At 71.7% G+C, this 20062-nt stretch carries 16 protein-coding genes; 6 read left to right on the top strand and 10 right to left on the bottom strand.

The window, feature by feature from the left end; genetic code table 11:
- Nucleotides 1-10 precede the first annotated feature (10 nt).
- Together AB0A95_RS12080 and eno are read right to left on the bottom strand one after the other, a co-directional pair.
- Nucleotides 11-652, bottom strand: coding sequence for a septum formation initiator family protein (locus tag AB0A95_RS12080; protein WP_357555699.1), 642 nt, complete (start codon nt 650-652; stop codon nt 11-13).
- Nucleotides 653-683: 31 nt separating this feature from the next.
- The gene (gene eno, locus AB0A95_RS12075; protein ID WP_184181511.1) at nt 684-1967 is read right to left on the bottom strand and encodes a phosphopyruvate hydratase; all 1284 of its coding nucleotides are present in this window, start codon (nt 1965-1967) and stop codon (nt 684-686) included.
- 213 nt (nt 1968-2180) lie between these two features.
- On the opposite strand from eno, the gene AB0A95_RS12070 reads away from it, so the two are divergent.
- The 3 genes from AB0A95_RS12070 to AB0A95_RS12060 are packed head-to-tail and all read left to right on the top strand — an operon-like array spanning nt 2181 to nt 3201.
- On the top strand, nt 2181-2873 hold the full coding sequence (locus AB0A95_RS12070) for a hypothetical protein (protein WP_357555698.1): 693 nt from the start codon (nt 2181-2183) through the stop codon (nt 2871-2873).
- Nucleotides 2870-3094, top strand: coding sequence for a hypothetical protein (locus AB0A95_RS12065; RefSeq protein ID WP_357555697.1), 225 nt, complete (start codon nt 2870-2872; stop codon nt 3092-3094). Before AB0A95_RS12070 ends, AB0A95_RS12065 begins: the two co-directional genes overlap by 4 nt.
- On the top strand, nt 3073-3201 hold the full coding sequence (locus AB0A95_RS12060; protein ID WP_357555696.1) for a hypothetical protein: 129 nt from the start codon (nt 3073-3075) through the stop codon (nt 3199-3201). The genes AB0A95_RS12065 and AB0A95_RS12060 overlap by 22 nt, the downstream gene beginning before the upstream one ends.
- A gap of 138 nt (nt 3202-3339) precedes the next feature.
- On the opposite strand, the gene AB0A95_RS12055 is transcribed toward AB0A95_RS12060, so the two are convergent.
- From AB0A95_RS12055 to mfd, 4 genes are all read right to left on the bottom strand, one after another.
- Nucleotides 3340-4959 carry a DUF885 domain-containing protein gene (locus AB0A95_RS12055; RefSeq protein WP_357555695.1) on the bottom strand — a complete coding sequence of 540 codons (1620 nt, stop codon included), beginning with the start codon at nt 4957-4959 and terminating at the stop codon, nt 3340-3342.
- A gap of 90 nt (nt 4960-5049) precedes the next feature.
- Nucleotides 5050-6072, bottom strand: coding sequence for a nucleoside triphosphate pyrophosphohydrolase (locus AB0A95_RS12050; RefSeq protein WP_357555694.1), 1023 nt, complete (start codon nt 6070-6072; stop codon nt 5050-5052).
- 2 nt (nt 6073-6074) lie between these two features.
- Nucleotides 6075-6923, bottom strand: a complete 849-nt coding sequence (locus AB0A95_RS12045) for a hypothetical protein (protein WP_357555693.1) — start codon at nt 6921-6923, stop codon at nt 6075-6077.
- A 100-nt stretch (nt 6924-7023) separates the two neighbouring features.
- Complete coding sequence (gene mfd, locus AB0A95_RS12040) at nt 7024-10653, bottom strand: transcription-repair coupling factor (RefSeq protein WP_357555692.1); 3630 nt, start codon at nt 10651-10653, stop codon at nt 7024-7026.
- Nucleotides 10654-11364: 711 nt separating this feature from the next.
- On the opposite strand from mfd, the gene AB0A95_RS12035 reads away from it, so the two are divergent.
- Complete coding sequence (locus tag AB0A95_RS12035) at nt 11365-12276, top strand: cyclase family protein (RefSeq protein WP_357555691.1); 912 nt, start codon at nt 11365-11367, stop codon at nt 12274-12276.
- Nucleotides 12277-12477: 201 nt separating this feature from the next.
- On the opposite strand, the gene AB0A95_RS12030 is transcribed toward AB0A95_RS12035, so the two are convergent.
- Both AB0A95_RS12030 and AB0A95_RS12025 read right to left on the bottom strand, forming a co-directional pair.
- Entirely contained in the window at nt 12478-13128 is a 651-nt protein-coding gene (locus AB0A95_RS12030; RefSeq protein WP_357555751.1) for a response regulator transcription factor, read from the bottom strand.
- A 5-nt stretch (nt 13129-13133) separates the two neighbouring features.
- Entirely contained in the window at nt 13134-14408 is a 1275-nt protein-coding gene (locus AB0A95_RS12025; RefSeq protein ID WP_357555690.1) for a sensor domain-containing protein, read from the bottom strand.
- A gap of 266 nt (nt 14409-14674) precedes the next feature.
- On the opposite strand from AB0A95_RS12025, the gene AB0A95_RS12020 reads away from it, so the two are divergent.
- Nucleotides 14675-15835 carry a serine hydrolase domain-containing protein gene (locus AB0A95_RS12020; RefSeq protein ID WP_357555689.1) on the top strand — a complete coding sequence of 387 codons (1161 nt, stop codon included), beginning with the start codon at nt 14675-14677 and terminating at the stop codon, nt 15833-15835.
- Nucleotides 15836-15895: 60 nt separating this feature from the next.
- Here AB0A95_RS12020 and AB0A95_RS12015 read toward each other — a convergent pair whose 3' ends face one another.
- Nucleotides 15896-16078 (bottom strand): hypothetical protein, encoded by a 183-nt coding sequence (locus tag AB0A95_RS12015; protein WP_357555688.1) that lies wholly within the window; start codon nt 16076-16078, stop codon nt 15896-15898.
- Nucleotides 16079-16366: 288 nt separating this feature from the next.
- On the opposite strand from AB0A95_RS12015, the gene ppc reads away from it, so the two are divergent.
- Complete coding sequence (gene ppc / locus AB0A95_RS12010) at nt 16367-19153, top strand: phosphoenolpyruvate carboxylase (RefSeq protein WP_357555687.1); 2787 nt, start codon at nt 16367-16369, stop codon at nt 19151-19153.
- A gap of 68 nt (nt 19154-19221) precedes the next feature.
- On the opposite strand, the gene AB0A95_RS12005 is transcribed toward ppc, so the two are convergent.
- The gene (locus AB0A95_RS12005; RefSeq protein WP_357555686.1) at nt 19222-20040 is read right to left on the bottom strand and encodes a hypothetical protein; all 819 of its coding nucleotides are present in this window, start codon (nt 20038-20040) and stop codon (nt 19222-19224) included.
- Nucleotides 20041-20062: the final 22 nt, after the last annotated feature.

Raw genomic sequence — 20062 nt, 5'->3', positions numbered from 1 at the left:
GGTCGGTGGATCATTTACCCGGTTGCTGGCTGTCCGCCGCCCGCACGCTCGACCAGAGCGTGTCGTACCAGGTCACCGGCCCGCTCGGGGCGGCCGCTCCGGCCGACTTCCCGGCGTCCCGGGCGGCACCCTGCGCGTCGTGCAGCACCACCATCATCTTCTCGCCCGGGGCGCCCATGAAGAACCGCTCCCGGGCCTGCGTCTTGATGTACTCCTCGTCGTTCCAGTTGGCGGCCTCGGCGGCGAGCTTGGCGATCTCCGCCTCCTGTGCCGCCTGGGCCGCCTCCATCCGCTCGATGTCGGCCTGCTGGTCCAGGTAGACCCGGACCGGGTACGTGTAGGCCAACGCGAGCGCGATCAGGACCGCGAAGAGCACTGTTGCCCGACCGGTGAAGCGACGGGGGTGGGGTGCGGCGAGCCGCTTGACGGAACCACCTGCGGCGGTACGCCGAGCGGCGGCCGGACGATTCGCGGAGCGCACGCCGTCGGCGCCCCGGGACGCGCCCGGAGCCCGACCAGCGGTGCCGCGCGGCTCGGCGCGTACGCCGGCCTCACGGACCGATCCCCGCGTGGCGCGGCCACCACCCGGCCGGCCGGACTGACCCGGCCGGCGGGCGGGACGCTGACCACCCGGTGTGCGGCGCTGCTGCATCGTCACACCCCTCCCCCGAGGCTTTCCGTGCTCAGGCCGAACGGTAGCGCGGGAACGCGCCGGCGCCGGCGTAGCGCGCCGCGTCGGCCAGCTCCTCCTCGATCCGGAGCAACTGGTTGTACTTCGCGACGCGGTCCGAGCGGGCCGGAGCGCCGGTCTTGATCTGGCCGCAGCCGGTGGCCACCGCCAGGTCGGCGATGGTGGTGTCCTCGGTCTCGCCGGAGCGGTGGCTCATCATGCACTTGAAACCGGCCCGGTGGGCCAGGTCCACCGCGTCCAGGGTCTCGGTCAGCGAACCGATCTGGTTGACCTTGACCAGGACCGCGTTTGCCGACTTCTCCGCGATGCCGCGGGCGATGCGCTGCGGGTTGGTCACGAACAGGTCGTCACCGACGATCTGCACCCGGTCGCCGATCGAGGCGGTCAGCGTCTGCCAGCCACTCCAGTCGTCCTCCGCCAGCGGGTCCTCGATCGACACGATCGGGTAGTCACCGGCCAGCTTGGTGTAGTAGTTGCTCATCTCCTCGGCGGACTTCGCGGCACCCTCGAACGTGTAGGTGCCGTTGTCGAAGAACTCCGTGGCCGCCACGTCGAGCGCGAACACGATGTCGGTGCCGAGCCGGTAACCGGCCTTCTCGACCGCCTCGGCGATCAGGTCCAGGGCTGCCGCGTTGGTCGGCAGGTTCGGCGCGAAGCCACCCTCGTCGCCGAGCCCTGTCGACAGGCCCTTCTTCTTCAGCACCGACTTCAGCGCGTGGTAGACCTCCGCGCCCGAGCGCAGCGCCTCCCGGAAGGTGGGCGCGCCGATCGGCGCGACCATGAACTCCTGGATGTCGACGTTCGAGTCGGCGTGCGCGCCACCGTTGAGGATGTTCATCATCGGCACCGGCAGGAGGTGCGCGTTCGGGCCGCCCAGGTAACGGAAGAGGCTCAGCTCGGCGCTGCCGGCGGCGGCCTTCGCCACCGCCAGGGAGACCCCGAGGATGGCGTTCGCGCCCAGCTCCGACTTGCTGTCGGTGCCGTCGATGTCGAGCATCTTCTGGTCGATCAGCCGCTGCTCGCTGGCCTCGTACCCGATGATCTGGTCGACGATCTTGTCTTCGACGTTGGAGACCGCCTTCTCCACGCCCTTGCCCTGGTAGCGGTCGGCGTCACCGTCGCGCAGCTCGATCGCCTCGAAGGCGCCGGTGGAGGCGCCGGAGGGCACGGCGGCGCGGGCGACCGTGCCGTCGTCCAGGCCGACCTCGACCTCGACCGTGGGGTTGCCCCGCGAGTCGAGAATCTCCCGGGCGACGATTCCCTCGATGGTTGCCACTAAGTCGCTCCTCGTTGTTGTGATCCGGTCCGTGGGTGGGCCGCGACGGTGCGGCTGAGGCAGGTGTTGAACGCAGCGTATCGGGCCGCGCGAACGGGCACGGCGTCGCCCGCGCACCCGAGTCGCCCCGCGTTGACGGACATTCCCGGATTTCCGGGCGTCAACCGGCAACGGGTTTGCGCTGCGCGGACCAGATCCACCAGGCTGGTCGCCATGCCCGCCGCCTCGACCACTCTCCGCATGCTCGCCGTGTCGGTCATCGCGTCGCTCACGGTCACCGGCTGTCAGACATTCGAGGACGCCGGTGTCGCCATGGGTCGCTCGGAACTCGTCAACGATCTCGCCGCCCGGCTCGACCGGGCGCTGGAGTTGACCTACTCGGCCGACTACCAACTCCCGGGCGGCCAGAGCGCCGCCATCGTGCAGGCGCAGGACCCGGCCAGGTCCGCGTACACCTACCCGGGCGGGCGACTCACCGTCACCCCGGAGGCCATCACCCGGTGTACGACGACAGGCTCCCGACCCGAGTGCACGGTTCTCGCCCCGCCCACCCCGGGCAGCAAACCCACTGTGACGCTCTTCGGCGAGGCCAACCGCCAGGGCCTCGTCACCCCGCCGGTGGTGGTCGGGCTGCTGACCGCCGCCGCGCTCGACCCGCAGGCGGTCATCAGGCAGAGCGACACCACTGTCGCCGGGCACCACGCCGCCTGCGTCGAGGTGCAGAGCTCGTCCGGCGACTTCACCGCCTGCGTGACCACCGAGGGCGTGCTCGGCAGCTTCGTCGGGCCGGTCGACGGCGAGCCTGTGGACGTGGCGCTGAGCCGCTACTCCGCCACCGTCGACACTGGCGCGTTCGAGCCGCCCGCCGGCGCCGGTGTCGTGGACCGTCGCCCCGGCGGCTCGTGACCGACCGGACGGCTGGGCGCGCCGCTGCCACCTCCGCGGCACCGCCGCTGGAGGCGGCGGCGCACCGGGAGGTCGGCGAGGAGGTCCGGCTGTCCGTGGACCGACTGGCCTACTTCGGCAGCCAGCCGTGGGCGATCTCCGGCCCCGGTGTGCTGCTCGCCGGGTTCACCGCCCGTGCGCGGACCCGCACGCCGAGCCGGTGGTCGACGGCGAGGAACTGACCCAGGCTCGGTGGTTCGGCCTGGACGCGCTGCCGGCGGAACTGCCGCCCGCGTATGCCATCTCGCGCTGGCTGATCGACGCGACGGTGACCGCCCGGCGGCGCTGACCCGCGCGCTGCGCGCCGATCAAGCTCCGGGCAGCTTCAGGGATGTTGCTGCCTCGAACGCGCCGGAGGCAGCAACATCAGCGAAGTTGCGCGGATCTTGACGGGCGCGGGGTGCGCGGTGCGGGCCGGTGCGGGGGTCTAGATCGCCAGGAGGGTTCTCAGGTGGCGCGGGGGCGGGCAGTCGTGGGCGAGCATGGCGTCGTGCCAGTCGCGGACCGACACGCCGTCCGGGCGGGCAGCGGCGATCTCGGCGACCTCGCTGTAGCCGACGAAGTAGGTGGAGAGCTGGGTGGAGGTGAGCAGCGCGCGGCGCCACTTGCCGGCCGCCTCGCCCTCCTCCTGGAAGCCGCGCCCGGTCATCAGCGCCATCGCCTCGGCCTCGGACAGGTCCTCGGCGTGCACCAGTTGGTCGAGCAGCGCGTTGATGGTCATCCGCAGTTGCATCTTGAGCTGCTGCAACCGCACCGGCAGGCCACCGAAGCCGAGCCCCACCATCAGCTCCTCCGCGTACACCGCCCAGCCCTCGATGAACGGGCCGGATTCGGCCAGTGCCCGGACCCGGGTGCCGCCGACGTAGCGGCGGGCGTGCGCGAGCTGGAGGAAGTGCCCCGGCATCGCCTCGTGCACGGTCAGATTCTTGATCATGTGGTTGTTGTATTCGCGGTAGAACGACTCGACCCGGTGCGCCGGCCAGTCCGCCGGGGTGGGCGCGATGCAGTAGAAGGTGGGCACGTCCGCGGTCTCCAGCGGGCCGGGCGAGTCGCAGTAGGCCACCGCCACACCTCGCGCGAACTCCGGCATCTCCTGGATCACGCACCTGTCGTCGACGAGCGTGACCAGGTCGTGTGCGCGGACGAAGTCGGTGGCGTCGTCCAGGGTCACGCCGGCCAACTCGACGATGGTCGCGTCGTTCGGGTGCTCGGCGGCGAGCAGGTCCAGCGCCTGGCGTACCGCCGCGTCGTCGGCCCGACCACCGACCAGCTCGACGGCCGCCTCGCGGATCTCGGCGGTGACCCGCTCCAGGTTGGCCCAGGCGCGGCGCTGGATCTCGGCGGCGCCCAGCTCGGTGTCCAGGGTGTGCCAGAGGCGGGCCTCCCAGCGGCGCCGGCCCAGTCGCGGGTCACGGCCGGGGCCGGAGTCGGCGGCCAGGCCGGCCCGCAGCCAGGCGACGAACTCCTCAACCGCGGCGATCGCCGCGGTCGCCGCCGGCTCGACCCGGTCGAGTTGGCTGGGCGCCTGGGCGAGCAGCGCCGGCAGCTCGTCGCGGATCAGCGCCGCAGTGCCGGTGAACTGCCCGACCGCCGTCTCCGCGTGGATCCGCGGCATGTCCCGCAGCGTCGCGCGGGCGGTGGCGAGAGCGTCCGGTACGGCGGCGAGCCGGCCAGCGAGTTGGGTCAGCCGGACCTCCGCCGGGGCGTACGGGCGGGCGAGCAGCGGATGCAGCAGTTGGCCGGGGTTGTGGCGCAACGGATCCCACTCGTGCGACCGGATCTCGGTCAGCTCGAAGAGCTCCCGATCCACGAATGAGGTGAGCAGCGCGTGGTCGACCTGCTCGTCGACGTCGAGCGAGTCCGGATCCAGTTCGGACAGCGCGTTGGCCGCGTCGGAGAGCATCGCCCGATCGGCCGTGAGCGCGTCGGCGGAGAGATCCGGCAGCCGGTCGTCGAACCGGTGATCCCCCGCCGAGGTGGCAACCCCCGGCCGTGACTCCAGCAGAGCCTCGACAACCCGCTCAGCCAATACCCCAAACGCTTCCACCGACCCACCCTACCGACAGTGCCCGCTGACCTCGGTTGATCATGGAGTTATTGCCACCCACCTCGGCGTGTCGCGGCAATAACTCCATGATCAACGCGGGTCCGCGGGTGGGGGTGGGGCGGCGGGTGGGGGTTCGGGTTCGGGGTTGGGTTCGGCTTTGCGGATGACCTCGGCGTAGGCGAGGGTGGTGCGGCGGAGGGCTGCTTCGGGGTCGATTCCTGCCTCGCGGGCCGCCGCCACCGCGGCCAGCAGGCTGGCACCGAGTCTCGCTTCGGCGTCCACCTCGGCGTCGGCCACCGGGAGTGGGACCTCGATACCTCGGCGACCGGCGCGATCCAGGATCTGCGCGGCCAGGGCCAGCGCGGGCTGGCTCAGGGCCACACCGTCCACCACCGAACTGCGGGCCTTCTCCGCGCGCTTGATCCGCTCCCAGTTCTCGGTGATCTCCTCCAGCGTGCCCGTCTCCGCCCCGGCGAAGATGTGCGGGTTACGCCTGATCATCTTGTCGACCAGGCCACCCGCCACGTCGTCGATGGTCCACCGCTCGTCCTCGGGCAGCTCCTCGGCGAGCCGCGCGTGCAGGACCACCTGCAACAGGACGTCGCCCAACTCCTCGCGCAGCGCGTCGGTGTCGTCGGCGCTTATCGCGTCGTACGCCTCGTAGCTCTCCTCCAGCAGATAACAAGCGAGGCTGCGGTGCGTCTGGGCCCTCTTCCACGGGTCACCGCCCGGCGAGGCCAATCGGTCCATCACGGCCACCGCGTCGAGCAGCCTGGCGCCCGGTGGGTCCCACGAGCCGTACATCAGCTCCATCTCGGCCAGCCCCGGCTGCCGGGCCAGCCGCAGGCCCAACTCCCGGGCCAGCGCCTCGTCGCCGGCCGGGCCGGCCAGCCACACCACGGTGCCGTGCGTCGCCACCGCATCCAGCAGCGGCTGCGTCGCCGGACCGTCCACAACTGTCACCTCGGCGCCCGCCTGGCGCACGGCCGTGGTCATCTCGCTCTCCGCACCTGTCAACACCGGGTGCCGGCGTACGACGTCCCAGGCCGCGGAGGTCAGCAGGCCGGCCGGGAGCCGGGGTGAGGTGACCAGCAGGACGATCCGTGCCGTCATGCTCAGCTGGCCGTGCCCTCGGTGCCCGGGCCGGTGTCGGGGCCAGCGCCCGGACCGGCGTCCGGGCCAGCGCCCGGACCGGCGTCCGAGTCGGCGGTCGACGGCACGGGCTCCGGGGTGGAGATGTCGGTGACCGGGCCGTCCTCGTTGATGAACGGCAGCGAATAGAAGATCAGCGACTGACCGTTACTCACCACCGACGGCACCCCGACGGCCCGGTAACGCGGGTTGATCGACACGTCGACCCGATCCGCCTCCGCCTCCAGAGCGGTGCTGAGGGCGGTGGCGCTGCGCACGAAGCCACCGTCGCCGAACGCCTTGCGGACGTCGGCCACCGACATGCCGCGGTCGATCGCCCCGGCCTTCGCTAGGGCGTTGTAGACGGCCATCAGCGAGTCGTCACTCAGGTCGGCCGGCGGGAGCTGCTGGTTGAGCACCTGGAGCATGTCGATCCACTCGCCCCAGAGCGTGGCGTACTCGGTGCTGGCCGGCACCCGCAGGTTCTGTTCGAGTTGCTGCGGGGTGATCTCGTCGGGCACCTGCACGTTCTTCGCCGCCACGACCCGCTTGCCCAGATCCAGGCTGACCAGCAGGTCGACCACGTCCTGGCGGGTGATCTTGGAGCGCAACTGCTCCGCTGACGGCGACGCACCCGCCTGGACCGCCTGCTGCCGGACCACCTCGCCGTACTTCGCCTGCACGTCGGCGTAGATCGCGTCGACCCGGTCCAACGAATAGGTGGTGTCACCGACGTACGCGGCGACGTCCGGCGCGGACCTACCGCAGGCAGCGAGGGAAAGGACACCCAGGGCCGCGACGCTGGCGGCGGCGATCACACGGCGAGCACGCATGCCCGTCACTCTCTCATGCCCACGTCCGTGCGGTGACGGCCCCCACCGCACACCGACCTCCGCCGCACATCGCCGCGCCCCGCCCCTGCTGGCTCCCGCCTCACCCCGCCGCGACGGCGAGCGGGGCGGGAGCACCAAGCACATCGGAGAGCAACTGCGCGCACCACTGGAGCAGCGCCTGATCACGCAACGGCTCGCCACCGACCCGACGGGTGCTCGGCCGGGGCACGCTGACCTGGTCGGTCGCCTGCTTGTAGACGGCGTCCGGGTGGTAGCGCTTGAGCCGCATCTGCTTGGAATCCGGCAGGGGCAGCGGGCCGAACCGCACGTGCTTGCCCTGCATGGACACGTCGGTCAGGCCGTACCGGCGGGCCAGCAGACGGAACCGGGCCACCTCCACCAGGTTCTGCACAGGTGCCGGCGGCTCGCCGTACCGGTCGGTCATCTCGGCGATGACCTCGGTCAGCCGCTCGGAGTCGCGTGCCTCGGCCAGCTTGCGGTACATCTCCAGGCGCAGCCGTTCCACGCTCACGTAGTCGTGCGGCAGGTGCGCGTCGATCGGCAGGTCGATCTTGACATCGGGCTCCTCCTCCGACCGCTCACCCTTGAACGCGGAGACCGCCTCGCCGACCATCCGCACGTACAGGTCGAAGCCGACACCCTCGATGTGCCCGGACTGCTCGCCGCCGAGCAGGTTGCCGGCGCCCCGGATCTCCAGGTCCTTCATCGCCACGTACATGCCGGCGCCCAGCTCGGTGTGCTGCGCGATGGTCGCCAGCCGCTCGTGGGCGTGCTCGGTGAGCGGCTTCTCCGGCGGGTAGAGGAAGTACGCGTACGCCCGCTCGCGGCCCCGGCCGACCCGACCCCGGATCTGGTGCAGCTGGGCCAGGCCGAGCAGGTCGGCACGCTCCACGATCAGGGTGTTGGCGTTCGGGATGTCGATGCCCGACTCCACGATCGTGGTGCAGACCAGGACGTCGAACTCCTTCTCCCAGAAGCCGACCATGACCTTCTCCAGGGCGTCCTCACCCATCTGGCCGTGCGCCACCGCTACCCGCGCCTCGGGCACCAACTCCCGCAGCCGCCGTGCGGCCCGGTCGATCGACTCGACCCGGTTGTGCAGGTAGAAGACCTGCCCGTCGCGCAGCAACTCACGGTGGATGGACGCGGCCACCTGCCGGTCGTCCTGCGCGCCGACGAAGGTGAGCACCGGGTGCCGCTCCTCCGGCGGGGTGGCGATCGTGGACATCTCCCGGATGCCGGTGATCGCCATCTCCAGGGTCCGCGGGATCGGGGTGGCCGACATGCTCAGCACGTCGACCGACGCGCGCAGCGTCTTCAGGTGCTCCTTGTGCTCGACACCGAAGCGCTGCTCCTCGTCGACGATCACCAGACCGAGCTGCTTGAACCGGGTGGCCGTCTGCAACAGCCGATGGGTGCCGATCACGATGTCGACGGTGCCGTCGGCGACCATCTCCAGCGTGCGCTCGGTCTCCTTCGGGGTCTGGAACCTCGACAACTGCCGGATCTGCACCGGGAACTGGCTCATCCGCTCGGCGAACGTGTTGTAGTGCTGCTGCACCAGCAACGTCGTCGGCACCAGCACCGCCACCTGCTTGCCGTCCTGAACGGCCTTGAACGCCGCTCGTACCGCGATCTCGGTCTTGCCGTAGCCGACGTCGCCGCAGATCAGCCGGTCCATCGGGACGGTCTGCTCCATGTCCCGCTTGACCTCGTCGATCGCGGCGAGCTGGTCCGGCGTCTCCTGCCAGGGAAAGGCGTCCTCCAGCTCCCGCTGCCACGGGGTGTCCGGGCCGAACGAGTGGCCCTTGGACGCCTTGCGCGCGGCGTACAGCTGGATGAGCTGCGCGGCGATCTCCCGGACCGCCTTGCGGGCCCGCGCCTTGGACTTCTGCCAGTCCGAGCCGCCCATCTTGTGCAGCGTCGGCTGCTCGCCACCCACGTAGCGGGAGAGCTGGTCGAGCTGGTCCGTCGGCACGAACAGGCGGTCGCCGGGCTGGCCCCGCTTGCTGGCCGCGTACTCGATGACCAGGTATTCGCGGCTGGCGCCGTTGACGGTGCGCTGCACCAGCTCGACGTACCGGCCGATGCCGTGCTGCTCGTGCACCACGTGGTCGCCGGCCTTGAGCTCCAGCGGGTCGATGGTGTTGCGTCGCCGGCTCGGCATCTTGCGCATGTCCCGCGTCGAGGTGCCCCGACCACCTGTCACGTCGTTGCCGGTGAGCAGCACGAAGCGGGACGCCTCGTCGACGAACCCACTGGTCAGCGCGCCACAGGTCACCACCAGCTCACCCGGGACGGGCGCGGTCGGCACCTCCTCGGTCAACCGCGCGCCCAGGCCGGCGTCGCGCAGCACCTCCACCGCTCGCTGGGCCGGGCCGTGCCCCTCGAAGACCAGCGCGATCGACCAGCCCTCACCAGCCCAGCGCTTGAGGTCGTCGACCACCCGCGTGGTCTCACCGTGGTAGAGCGGAGCCGGCTGGGCGGACAGGGTCACCGCGATGGCGTCGTCCGGGGTGACGACGGCCTCTTCCGGCGCGTCCTCCCAGGGCTGCCGAGCCTCGGTGGTCTCGGTCTCCACCAGACCGAACGGGGACAGCGTCCACCACGGCTGGCCGAGCTGGCCGGCGGTGGCGCGCACCTCACCGAGGGTGCGGAAGGCAGCGGCGCCGACGTCCACCGGGGCCTGGCCGCCGACCGCGGCGGCGGCCCAACTGGCCTGCAAAAACTCCTCCGAGGTACGCACCAGGTCGTGCGCCCTCGTGCGGATCCGCTCCGGATCGCAGAGCAGCACGTGGGTGCCGGCCGGCATGGCATCCAGCAGCAGCTCCAGCGAGTCGGGGCCGACCAGCACCGGCGCCAGCGACTCCATGCCCTCCACCGGGATGCCCTCGGCCAGCTTGTCCAGGATTTCGGCCAGCTCGGGGTGCTGCTCGGCGAGCGCGGCGGCCCGGTCCCGGACCGCCGGGGTGAGCAGCAGCTCACGGCAGGGCGGTGCCCAGAGCAGCGGAACCTGCTCGATGGTCCGCTGGTCGGCGACGGCGAAGGTGCGGATCTCCTCCACCTCGTCGCCCCAGAACTCGACCCGGGACGGGTGCTCGTCGGTGGGCGGGAAGACATCCAGGATGCCGCCGCGCACCGCGAACTCGCCGCGCTTGGTGACCAGGTCGACCCGGGCGTACGCCATGTCGACCAGACGGTGGGCGACCTCCTCCAGGTCCGCCTCCTCGCCTGCGGCGAGCTGCACCGGCTCCAGGTCACCGAGCCCCTTGAGCTGCGGTTGGAGCAGCGAACGGACCGGGGCTACGACCACCCGCAGCGCCCCGGTGCCGCCGTGCGCGTCGGTCGCCTCCGGGTGCGCCAGCCGGCGCAGCACAGCCAGCCGCCGACCCACAGTGTCCGAGCGTGGGGAGAGCCGCTCGTGCGGCAGCGTCTCCCACGATGGGAAGACCACCACCTGCTCCGCCGGCAGCAGCCCACCCAACGCGGCGGCCAGGTCGTCGGCCTCGCGGGTGGTGGCGGTCACGGCGAGCACCGGCCGCCCCGCACCGTCGTTGTCCGCGGCGACCGCCGCGACGGCGAACGGGCGCAGCGCGGCGGGGGCGGTGATGTCGAGGCCGTCGACCTGGGCGGCACCGGAGCGCGCCAAGTCACGCGCGCGGGTCAGCCCCGGGTCGGCCAGGGCGGCGGAGAACAGACCGGTGAGCAAGGGAAACCTTCCAGGGGAGTGGACGCACACGACGGCGGCCCCGCGTCCAGCCGGACGAGGGGTGCACGACGACAAGCCTATCCCCGCGCACCGACACACAACCCCTTCCGCCGTGGTCCGCGTCGCGTCGCACGCCCACCCGCCCACGCGCCTCCTCCACCCAGGTCCGCGCCACACCCCCACGCCCAACGCTCCCGCGCCTCCACGCAGTTCAACACCTCAGGCGCAGCCCCCGCGTCCAGCCCCGCGCGGGGCGCACGGGGCGCCTCTCGCCCGCCCCAAGATCCGCGCAACTTCTCGGAAATTGCTGCTTCCGGGGCGCGGGAGGCAGCAGTTTCCCCGAAGTTGTGCGGATCTTGACGACGAGCGCACACGTGGCCGCCCGGGGAGCGCACACGTGGCCGCCCCGGGGCGGGGAGGGGCCGCTCGCAGTGCCGTTCCCGCGTGCCGCCTCAAGATCGTGCTCGATCCAGGATCTCAACGCCGTTGCGTTAGGTGAAACGGCTGTTCGTCAACCAGCACTGCCTCGCCGATCATGGAGTTGTGGTGGGTGACAGAACGCCCGTAAAGCCCCCAAGGTCGGCACCACAACTCCATGATCGCCAAGCCGGGCCCCACCCGCTCCCCGATCGGGCACTTCCTGTCCCGGGTTGACCTGCCGGCTAAGCGTGGATCTTGACCGGTGGGTGGTGTCTGTGGTCGGGTTTCGTGATGGGGCAGTGGCGGGCACAGTTCGACGCGCAGGTGAGCTTCGCCAACGGCGGCGGGCTGCGTACCGAGGAGTTCCGGCTGGACATTCCGGCTCCGGAGATCAGCGACGACGACCTGGCGGCGTTGTTCGTCCGGCACCTCGGGCTGCTGATGGTCGCCGAGGTCCGGATCAGCGCGAAGACGATCATCGAAGAGCCACACAAGGGTGGCCGGGGCGTCGCCGTCGAGGAGTCCGGCTCCGATCGCCGGCTTGTCGAGCTGAGCCATGTGATCAGCGATGGGATGATCACGCTGCCTGGCTGGCCGGCACCGCGCATCAGTGACTGGCTGACCTTCGCGGCGTCCCGGGCGAACTACGCGCCGGGCACCGAGTTCCACGTGGCCCGGATCGACATGATCGCCAACACGGGCACGTACCTGGACACCCCCGCCCACCGCTGGGCCGGCGGCGACGACCTGACCGGGGTGCCGCTGGACCGGCTCGCCGACCTACCGGGCGTGGTGGTCCGAGTGCCGGCCGGGACGCGGGCCGTGGACCGGCTGCTGCTGGCCCCGTACGAGGTGGCGGGATGCGCGGTGCTGCTGCACACGGGGTGGGACGTGCACTTCGGCACCGAACGGTACGGCGCGCCGGAGGCGCCCTACCTGACCGGGGACGCCGCCCAGGCGCTGGCCGACGCTGGTGCCGCACTTGTCGGCATCGACTCGATCAACATCGACGACATGAGCCGGGCGGCCGGCGGCGTACGCCCCGCGCACAGCACCCTGCTCGCCGCCGGCATCCCGATCGTGGAGCACCTGACCGGCCTGGACGCGCTCCCGCCGAGCGGGTTCCGGTTCACGGCGGCCCCACCGAGAGTGGCCGGCATGGGCACCTTCCCGGTCCGCGCCTTCGCCCTCCTAACCCCCTGAACCCCCGAAAACCCCAAGCCCCAAGCCCCAAGCCCCAAGCCCCAAGCCCCAAGCCCCAAGCGATCTTGCACTTTCTGTCCCGACACACGTGGCATATGCGCCCAGGTCGGCGACAGAAAGTGCAAGATCGCGGAGGTTGTGTCGGAGCAGACGGACCGAGCGTGAGGTACGCCCCCGCGGGCGCGTGGCTGGGTCGACTGGTCAGGATCCGGCCTGGAGGTGGCGCAGCACCGCGATGACCCTGCGGTGGTCGCTCTCGGACGGGGGCAGGCCGAGCTTGGCGAAGATGCTGGTGATGTGTTTCTCCACAGCCCCCACACTGAGGAACAGCGCCGCGGCGATCGCCACGTTCGACCGCCCCTGGGCCATCAGGGCCAGGACGGTCCGTTCCCGCTCGGAGAGGCGGCCCAACTCCTCGCCACCGCGGGCCGCACCGAGCAGTTGGGTCACCACCTCCGGGTCGAGCACCGTCGCCCCGGCGGCGACCCGGGTGAGCGCGTCGACGAACTCGCCGACCTCGGCCACCCGGTCCTTGAGCAGGTAACCGACGCCCCCGGCACCGCCGGCGAGCAGCTGCGCCGCGTACCGGGTCTCCACGTACTGGGAGAAGAGCAGCACCGGTGTGCCGGGATGGACCGCGCGGACGGCGAGCGCCGCCCGCAGCCCCTCGTCGGTGTACGTGGGCGGCATCCGGATGTCGATCACCGCGATGTCCGGGTGGTGCTCGTCGACGGCGGCCCGCAGCGCCTCCGGATCCGCCACGGCGGCGAGCACCCGGTGCCCCCGGTCGGTGAGCAGGTAGGTGAGCCCGTCGCGCAGGATCCCGGAGTCCTCGGCGAGGACCACTCGCAGCCCGGTCATGGGCGTACCGGGAGGTCCACTGTGACGAGCGTCGGCCCGCCGGGTGGGCTGTCTATGCGCATGGTGCCGTCCACGGTACGGGCCCGGTCACGCAGCCCGGCCAGCCCGCCGCCGGGCAGGGCGTGGGCCGTCGAGCCGATGCTGGCTCCGCCGCCACCGTCGTCGGAGACCCGCACCCGCAGCAGGCCGCCCTCCTGGCGTACCTCGACCGCCGCCCGCCGGGCGGTGGAGTGTTTGGCGACGTTGGTGAGCAACTCGGCGACGCAGTAGTAGACGATCGTCTCCACCGCCGGCGAGGGCCGCTCGCGCAACGCGACCCGCAACTCCACAGGTACGGCGCCCCGGGCCGCCAGGGTGGCCAGCGCCGCCTCCAGCCCGTTGTCGAGCATCGGCGGGTGAATGCCCCGGGCCAGGTCCCGAAGGTCGGTGATAGCGGTCTTCGCGTCCCGGTGCGCGGTCTCCACGAGTGCCCTGGCTTCCGGCCCGGCGCCGTCGGCGAGCTTCTCCTTGACCATGCCCAACTTCATCGCCAGCGCGACGAGTTGCGCCTGGGTGCCGTCGTGCAGGTCGCGTTCGATGCGGCGCAACAGCGCGGCGGCGTCGTCGACGGCCAGGGCGCGGGTCCGTTCGAGGGTGTCGACCCGCTCGTCGAGGCCGCTCGGGCCGAGCAGGCCGCGGATCAGCAGCTCGTCGGAGAACAGTACGGCGCGCAGCAGCCAGGGACCGGCGAGAAGCATCCCGGCACCGATCCCGGCCAGCAGGAACGATCGGGGCCAGGTGTCGAAGAAGAAGTCCCCGAGTTGCAGGGCGGCGCGGTGCGGCCGGCCCGTGCTGTCGGTGTTGACCGGCTGGACGAACTTCCACCAGAGCGGGTGGCTGACCAGGAACACCGGGTAGCAGAGGAAGACCGCGACCACCGCCGCCGCGAGCACTGTCACCGGCAGCTTGACGATCAGATAGGCCATCGCCCGCCACCCCGTGGCATCGCCCAGGCCGGTGCGGACGTACCCCACCGGGCCGGGCCGTCGGCGGACCGGGCGTGGCGCGTCGACCCGCAGCCCGAGCGCCGCCCGGGCGAGAGCGCGGTGCAGCCGGCCCCAACCGCGGGCGCCGAGGACGCCGGAGGACAGCAGGGGCAGGCCGAGCAGCGTCAGCGAGAGCAGGCCGCCGACCACGACAGTGAGAGCGGCGTACGCGAAGCCGACGACCGCCAGCGGCACTGCGACAAGCACGTACCCGACCTGGTGGCGGAGTTGCCGCAGACGCGTCATCTGATCCTCCCGACCTGCCGGACGACACCACGGCGGACGAGACCGTGCCGGTCAACACGACGCCGGACGCCATCGTGCCGGCTGATGTCGCGCCGACTCGTACCGGATCAGCATGCCGGGGCACGAGTCACCCGCCCAGCCGGTCAACCCGTCGTGATCTGTCGGGTTAACCCCACCCGACCGGCGGGAGATCCGCATTCACCCACGCGCCGCGGTTCGACAGGGTCGACGGGGACAGACGTCGTAGCGTCGAGGGGAGCAGGGTCATGAAGCGTTCACTGTGGGCGGTGGTGGTGTCGGTCGGCTCGTTGGTCGCCACACTCGCCGTCGTGCCCATGCCGGCTCGTGCCGGCCAACCAGGTGCGGAACGCCAGGCGATGGTGGCCGCGCTCGACCAACTGGTCGCGGACGGTTTTCCCGGTGCGGTGGCGTACGGCCGGGTGGACGGCCGACGGTGGCAGGTGGCGGCGGGGATGGCCGACCGGGCCACCGGGGCGCGGGCGCGGCCGGACGACCGGTTCCGGATCGCCAGCAACACCAAGGCGTTCGTGTCGACGGTGCTGCTACAGCTGGTGGGCGAGGGTCGGTTGACCCTCGACGATCCGATCGAGCGGTGGCTGCCCGGGGTCGTCCGGGGCAACGGCAACGACGGTTCGAGGATCACCGTCCGGCAGTTGCTCAACCACACGAGCGGCGTCTGGGACCCGACCGGCGAACGGGGCTTCTGGGCGCCGTACCTCGACGACCACGACTGGGACCGGGTCATCGCACCCCGCACGGTGATCGCCCTGGCGGTGGCTCACCGGCCGGACTTCGCCCCGGGCACCTCGTGGGGCTACTCGAACACGAACTACCTGCTGGCCGGTCTGATCATCGAGGCGGTCACCGGCCGGGACGCGGCAATCGAGGTGCGGCGGCGGATCATCGGCCCGCTGGGTCTGCGGCACACCTCGTTCCCGGTCACCGACCCGGAGATCCACGGCCGGCACCTGCACGGCTATGACCTGGCCGGGCGAGACGTGACAACGTTCAGCCCGTCCTACGACTGGACCGCCGGGGCGATGATCTCGACGGCGGCGGACCTGGCGCGGTTCCACCGGGCGCTGTTCGGCGGGCGACTGCTCGCGCCGGCACAGCAGCGCGCGCTGGAGACGCTGGTGCCCACCGACGACGGGCCGGACGGGTACGGGCTGGGCGTGCAACGGATGACGGTCCCCTGCGCCGCGGGCCCGACGTCGGTGTGGACGACCGACGGCGGTGGGCCGGGCTTCACCAGCCTCGCGGCGACCAGCCTGGACAACTCCCGGCAGTTCGTCCTCGCCGGCAACGTCTACGACATCGACGCAGACGTTCGGGGCCTGCCGCCGGTGCCGGCGAGCGCTGGCGCCCTGGCCGCGCTGCGGTCGGTCCTCTGCGCGACCGACTGACACCTGCGGATGCCGGTGCACGCACCTCCCCAGGGGTGCGTGCACCGCGCGCAGGTGCCGTCAGTAACGCACCAAGACCCGGGTGGTCGGATACTCCACCGGCTCCGGTCCGAACTCCTCGCGCAGCCGGCGCAGCCCCAACTCGTACACGTGGGGGAAGATCGCCGGTAGGCCGGCGGACGGTGAGACGACCGCGACCCGGTCGCCCGGACGCGGCTTGGGCGGGTAGCGCAGCGGCACCATGATCAGAAGCTGATCGACCAGCCAAGCGGTTTTCGCCAGATAGACGGCGAACCGCCCGGGCCAGCGCGAGCCTGGTTCGGAGCCGCCGGGTCGCCGCCGGGCCCGCCCCGGCCCCGGATCAGCCACGGGCGGCCCCGGATCGGCCCGGCACGGTGGTTGAGATCACGCCCGAAAACACCACCCCAGGGGCAGTGGATCACCCGGGGGTCTCCAGACATACGGTGGGCGCGGATACCATCCAGTGAGTCGGACAGCGCTGTCCTTCGCATCCACGTGAGGGAGCGCACCGTGACTGACCAGCACGACCACGACGGCCCCGACGCCGCGCTGCGTGCCGACATCCGCCGACTCGGCACCCTGCTCGGTCAGACCCTGGCCCGCCAGGAGGGTCGCCCGCTGCTCGACCTCGTCGAGGAGATCCGCGCCCAGGTCCGCACCGACGCCCCGGCGGCCGCCCAGCGCCTCGGCGGGCTCGACGTGACCACCGGCACCAAGCTGGCCCGCGCCTTCTCCACCTACTTCCACCTGGCCAACATCACCGAGCAGGTGCACCGCGCCCGGGATCTGCGCCGCCGTCGCGCGGTGCAGGGCGGCTGGCTGGACCAGGCGGCCAAGATGATCGCCGAGCGTGGGGTGCCGGCCGAGGAGATCGCCAACGCGGCACGCCGGCTGGCGGTCCGCCCGGTCTTCACCGCCCACCCGACCGAGGCGGCCCGCCGCTCGATCCTGTCCAAGCTGCGGGCGATCGCCGACGAGTTGGACACCGAGACCGCCAACGCGATCCTCTACGGCGCCAGCGACGAGGGCCCGGCCAACCGCCGCCTGGCCGAGTTGCTGGACCTGATGTGGCAGACCGACGAGCTGCGCCTCGACCGGCCGGACCCGACCGACGAGGCCCGCAACGCCATCTACTACCTGCGCGACCTCTACGCCGAGGCCGCCCCGCAGGTGCTCGACGATCTTGCCGACACGCTGCGTACCCTCGGCGTGGAGACCTCGCCCACGGCCCGGCCGCTGAGCTTCGGCACCTGGATCGGCGGCGACCGCGACGGCAACCCGTTCGTCACCCCGGCGGTCACTCGCGAGGTGCTGACCATCCAGCACGAGCACGGCATCGCGGCCACCGAGAAGGCGATGGACCACCTGATCAACGAGGTTTCGGTCTCCCGTCGACTGCGCGGCGTGTCGCTGGACCTCTCCGCCAGCCTCGCCGCCGACCTGGACGCCCTGCCCGAGGTGGCGACGCGGTTCCGGCGGGTCAACGCCGAGGAGCCGTACCGGCTCAAGGCGCGTTGCGTGAAGGCGAAGCTCGCCAACACCCGGCAACGCCTGCGCCAGGGCACCGCGCACGTGCCGGGCCGGGACTACCGGGGCTCCGCCGAGCTGATCGCCGACCTGGACCTGCTGCGCGCCTCGCTGGCCCGCAACTCCGGGCAGCTCACCGCCGTCGGCCGGTTGGCCTCGACCATCCGTACCGTCTCCGCGTTCGGCCTGCACCTGGCCACAATGGACGTCCGGGAGCACGCCGAGGCGCACCACGCGGTGCTCGCCCAGCTCTACGAGGCCGTCGGCGAGGTCTCCGACTATCCGGCGCTGAGCCGACTGGATCGCACCAAGCTACTCGCCGACGAGCTGACCGGGCGGCGACCGCTGTCCACCCTCGACACTCCGCTCTCCGAGCCCGCCCGCAAGACGTTCGACGTGTTCGGCACCATCCGGGAGGCACAGGACCGGTTCGGCACCGAGGTCATCGAGTCGTACATCATCTCGATGACCATGGGCATCGACGACGTGCTGGCCGCGGTGGTGCTGGCCCGCGAGGCCGGCCTGGTGGACGTGCACAGCGGGCGCGCCCGGATCGGGTTCGTGCCGCTGCTGGAGACCCCGGCCGAGCTCAACGCCGGCGGCGAACTCCTCGACGACCTGCTGTCGCTGCCCGCGTACCGGGCGCTGGTGCGGGCTCGCGGCGACGTGCAGGAAGTCATGCTCGGCTACTCCGACTCCAACAAGGAAGCCGGCATCACCACCAGCCAGTGGTCGATCCACCGGGCGCAGCGCGCGCTGCGCGACGTGGCCGCCCGACACGGTGTGCACCTGCGGCTGTTCCATGGCCGGGGCGGCACTGTCGGGCGCGGCGGCGGGCCGACGCACGAGGCGATCCTGGCCCAGCCGTACGGCACGCTGGACGGCGCGATCAAGGTGACCGAGCAGGGTGAGGTGATCTCCGACAAGTACACCCTGCCGTCCCTGGCCCGGGAAAATCTGGAGCTCACCCTCGCCGCGGTGCTCCAGGCCACCCTGCTGCACACCGCGCCCCGACAGCCGGCCGAGATGCTGGAACGCTGGGACGCGACGATGGACAAGGTTTCCGAATCGGCGTTCCGGCGCTACCGATCGCTCGTCGAGGACCCGGACCTGCCGGCGTACTTCTGGGCGTCCACCCCCACCGAGCTGCTCGGCGCGCTCAATATCGGCTCCCGGCCGGCGAAGCGTCCGAACACCGGCGCGGGGCTGTCCGGCCTGCGGGCCATTCCGTGGGTGTTCGGCTGGACGCAGACCCGGCAGATCGTGCCGGGCTGGTTCGGCGTCGGCTCCGGGCTGGCCGCCGCCCGCGAGGCCGGTCTGGCGGACGTGCTCGCCGAGATGCACCGCAACTGGCACTTCTTCCGCACGTTCCTGTCGAACGTCGAGATGATGGTGACCAAGACCGACCTGAGCATCGCCCGCCGGTACGTCGAGACCCTGGTCCCGAAGAAGCTGCACCCGATCTTCGAACAGATCGAGCAGGAGTACGAGCTGACCAAGCGGGAGGTGCTGGCGGTGACCGCCTCACCCGCCCTGCTGGAAAACTCGCCGGTGCTCCAGCGCACCCTCGCCGTCCGTGACACCTACCTGGAGCCGCTGCACCATCTCCAGGTGGCGCTGCTGCGGCAGTACCGGGAGTCCGGTGCCGCCGGGCGGGCGATCGCCACCGCTCCGGGCGGCCGACGCGCACCAAGTGACGGCACCGCCCTGGAACGCGCGCTGCTCACCACTGTCAACGGCATCGCCGCCGGCATGCGCAACACCGGCTGACCAGGCCGAACGCGGAACGGGCCCCGGTCGGTGCGACCGGGGCCCGTTTGCGTGGGTCTGAACGACGGTCAGAAGTCGCCGCCGCCGAAATCCCCACCCCCGAAGTCCCCGCCCCCGAAGTCCCCACCGGCGTAGTCACCGCCGGCGTAGTCACCGCCGTAGTCACCGCCCTGGTCACCGCCGCCGTAGTCACCGCCCTGGTCACCGCCGAAGTCGCCGCCCTGGTCGACGCCGTCGCCGAAGCCCTCCTGGTAGCCGGCGTCGTAGCCGTACCCGGGGTCGGCGAAGGCGGGCGAGAACAGCGCGTCGGCGATCAGGATGCCGCCGAGCACACCGGCGCCGGCGCCCAGCGCGGTCTTCCACCACGGCGTCGAATACCAACCGGCCGGCACCGGTCGACCCTGATACCGCCCACCGGGGTAGTAGTAGGGGGTTTCCCGGCCGGGTTGCGGGCCGGCCCGGAAGGTCTGCCCCTGCACGTCGACCTCGCGCTCCTTGGTGAGCTGCCCCACGCCGCGCGCGGCGGCAAGCGTCGGCACCTCCGGACCCGGATCGATGCCCAGCGCGGTACGCGCCGCCCGGATGTACGCCAGCCCCTCCAGCGCGGTCTCCCGCGCCAGCCCGAACTGGTGCGGCGTACGCGCCTGCTCCAACTGCGAGCCGGCCGCGTTGTACCGCTCACCGGCATCGGCCAGCGCCTGGCGTACCGCCGGGTCGTCGCCGTGCAGGTTCAGCAACTGGCCGCCGAGGCGCTCGTACCACCGTTGCGCCTCCGCGCGGGCATCGCCGAGCGCGGTGCGCTGCCGGGCGTTGGCCTGGGCGCGGACGAGCGCCGCGGCACCCAGCCCGCCGACCACCACCACGGCGAGGCACAACACAAGTTCCATGCCATCGAACGTACCCCCGGCT

The sequence above is a fragment of the Micromonospora sp. NPDC049230 genome (assembly GCF_040647875.1).
Lineage (GTDB): Bacteria > Actinomycetota > Actinomycetes > Mycobacteriales > Micromonosporaceae > Micromonospora.
Note: the sequence above shows the minus strand (reverse complement) of the source record. Positions and strands in the feature narration are given on the sequence as shown.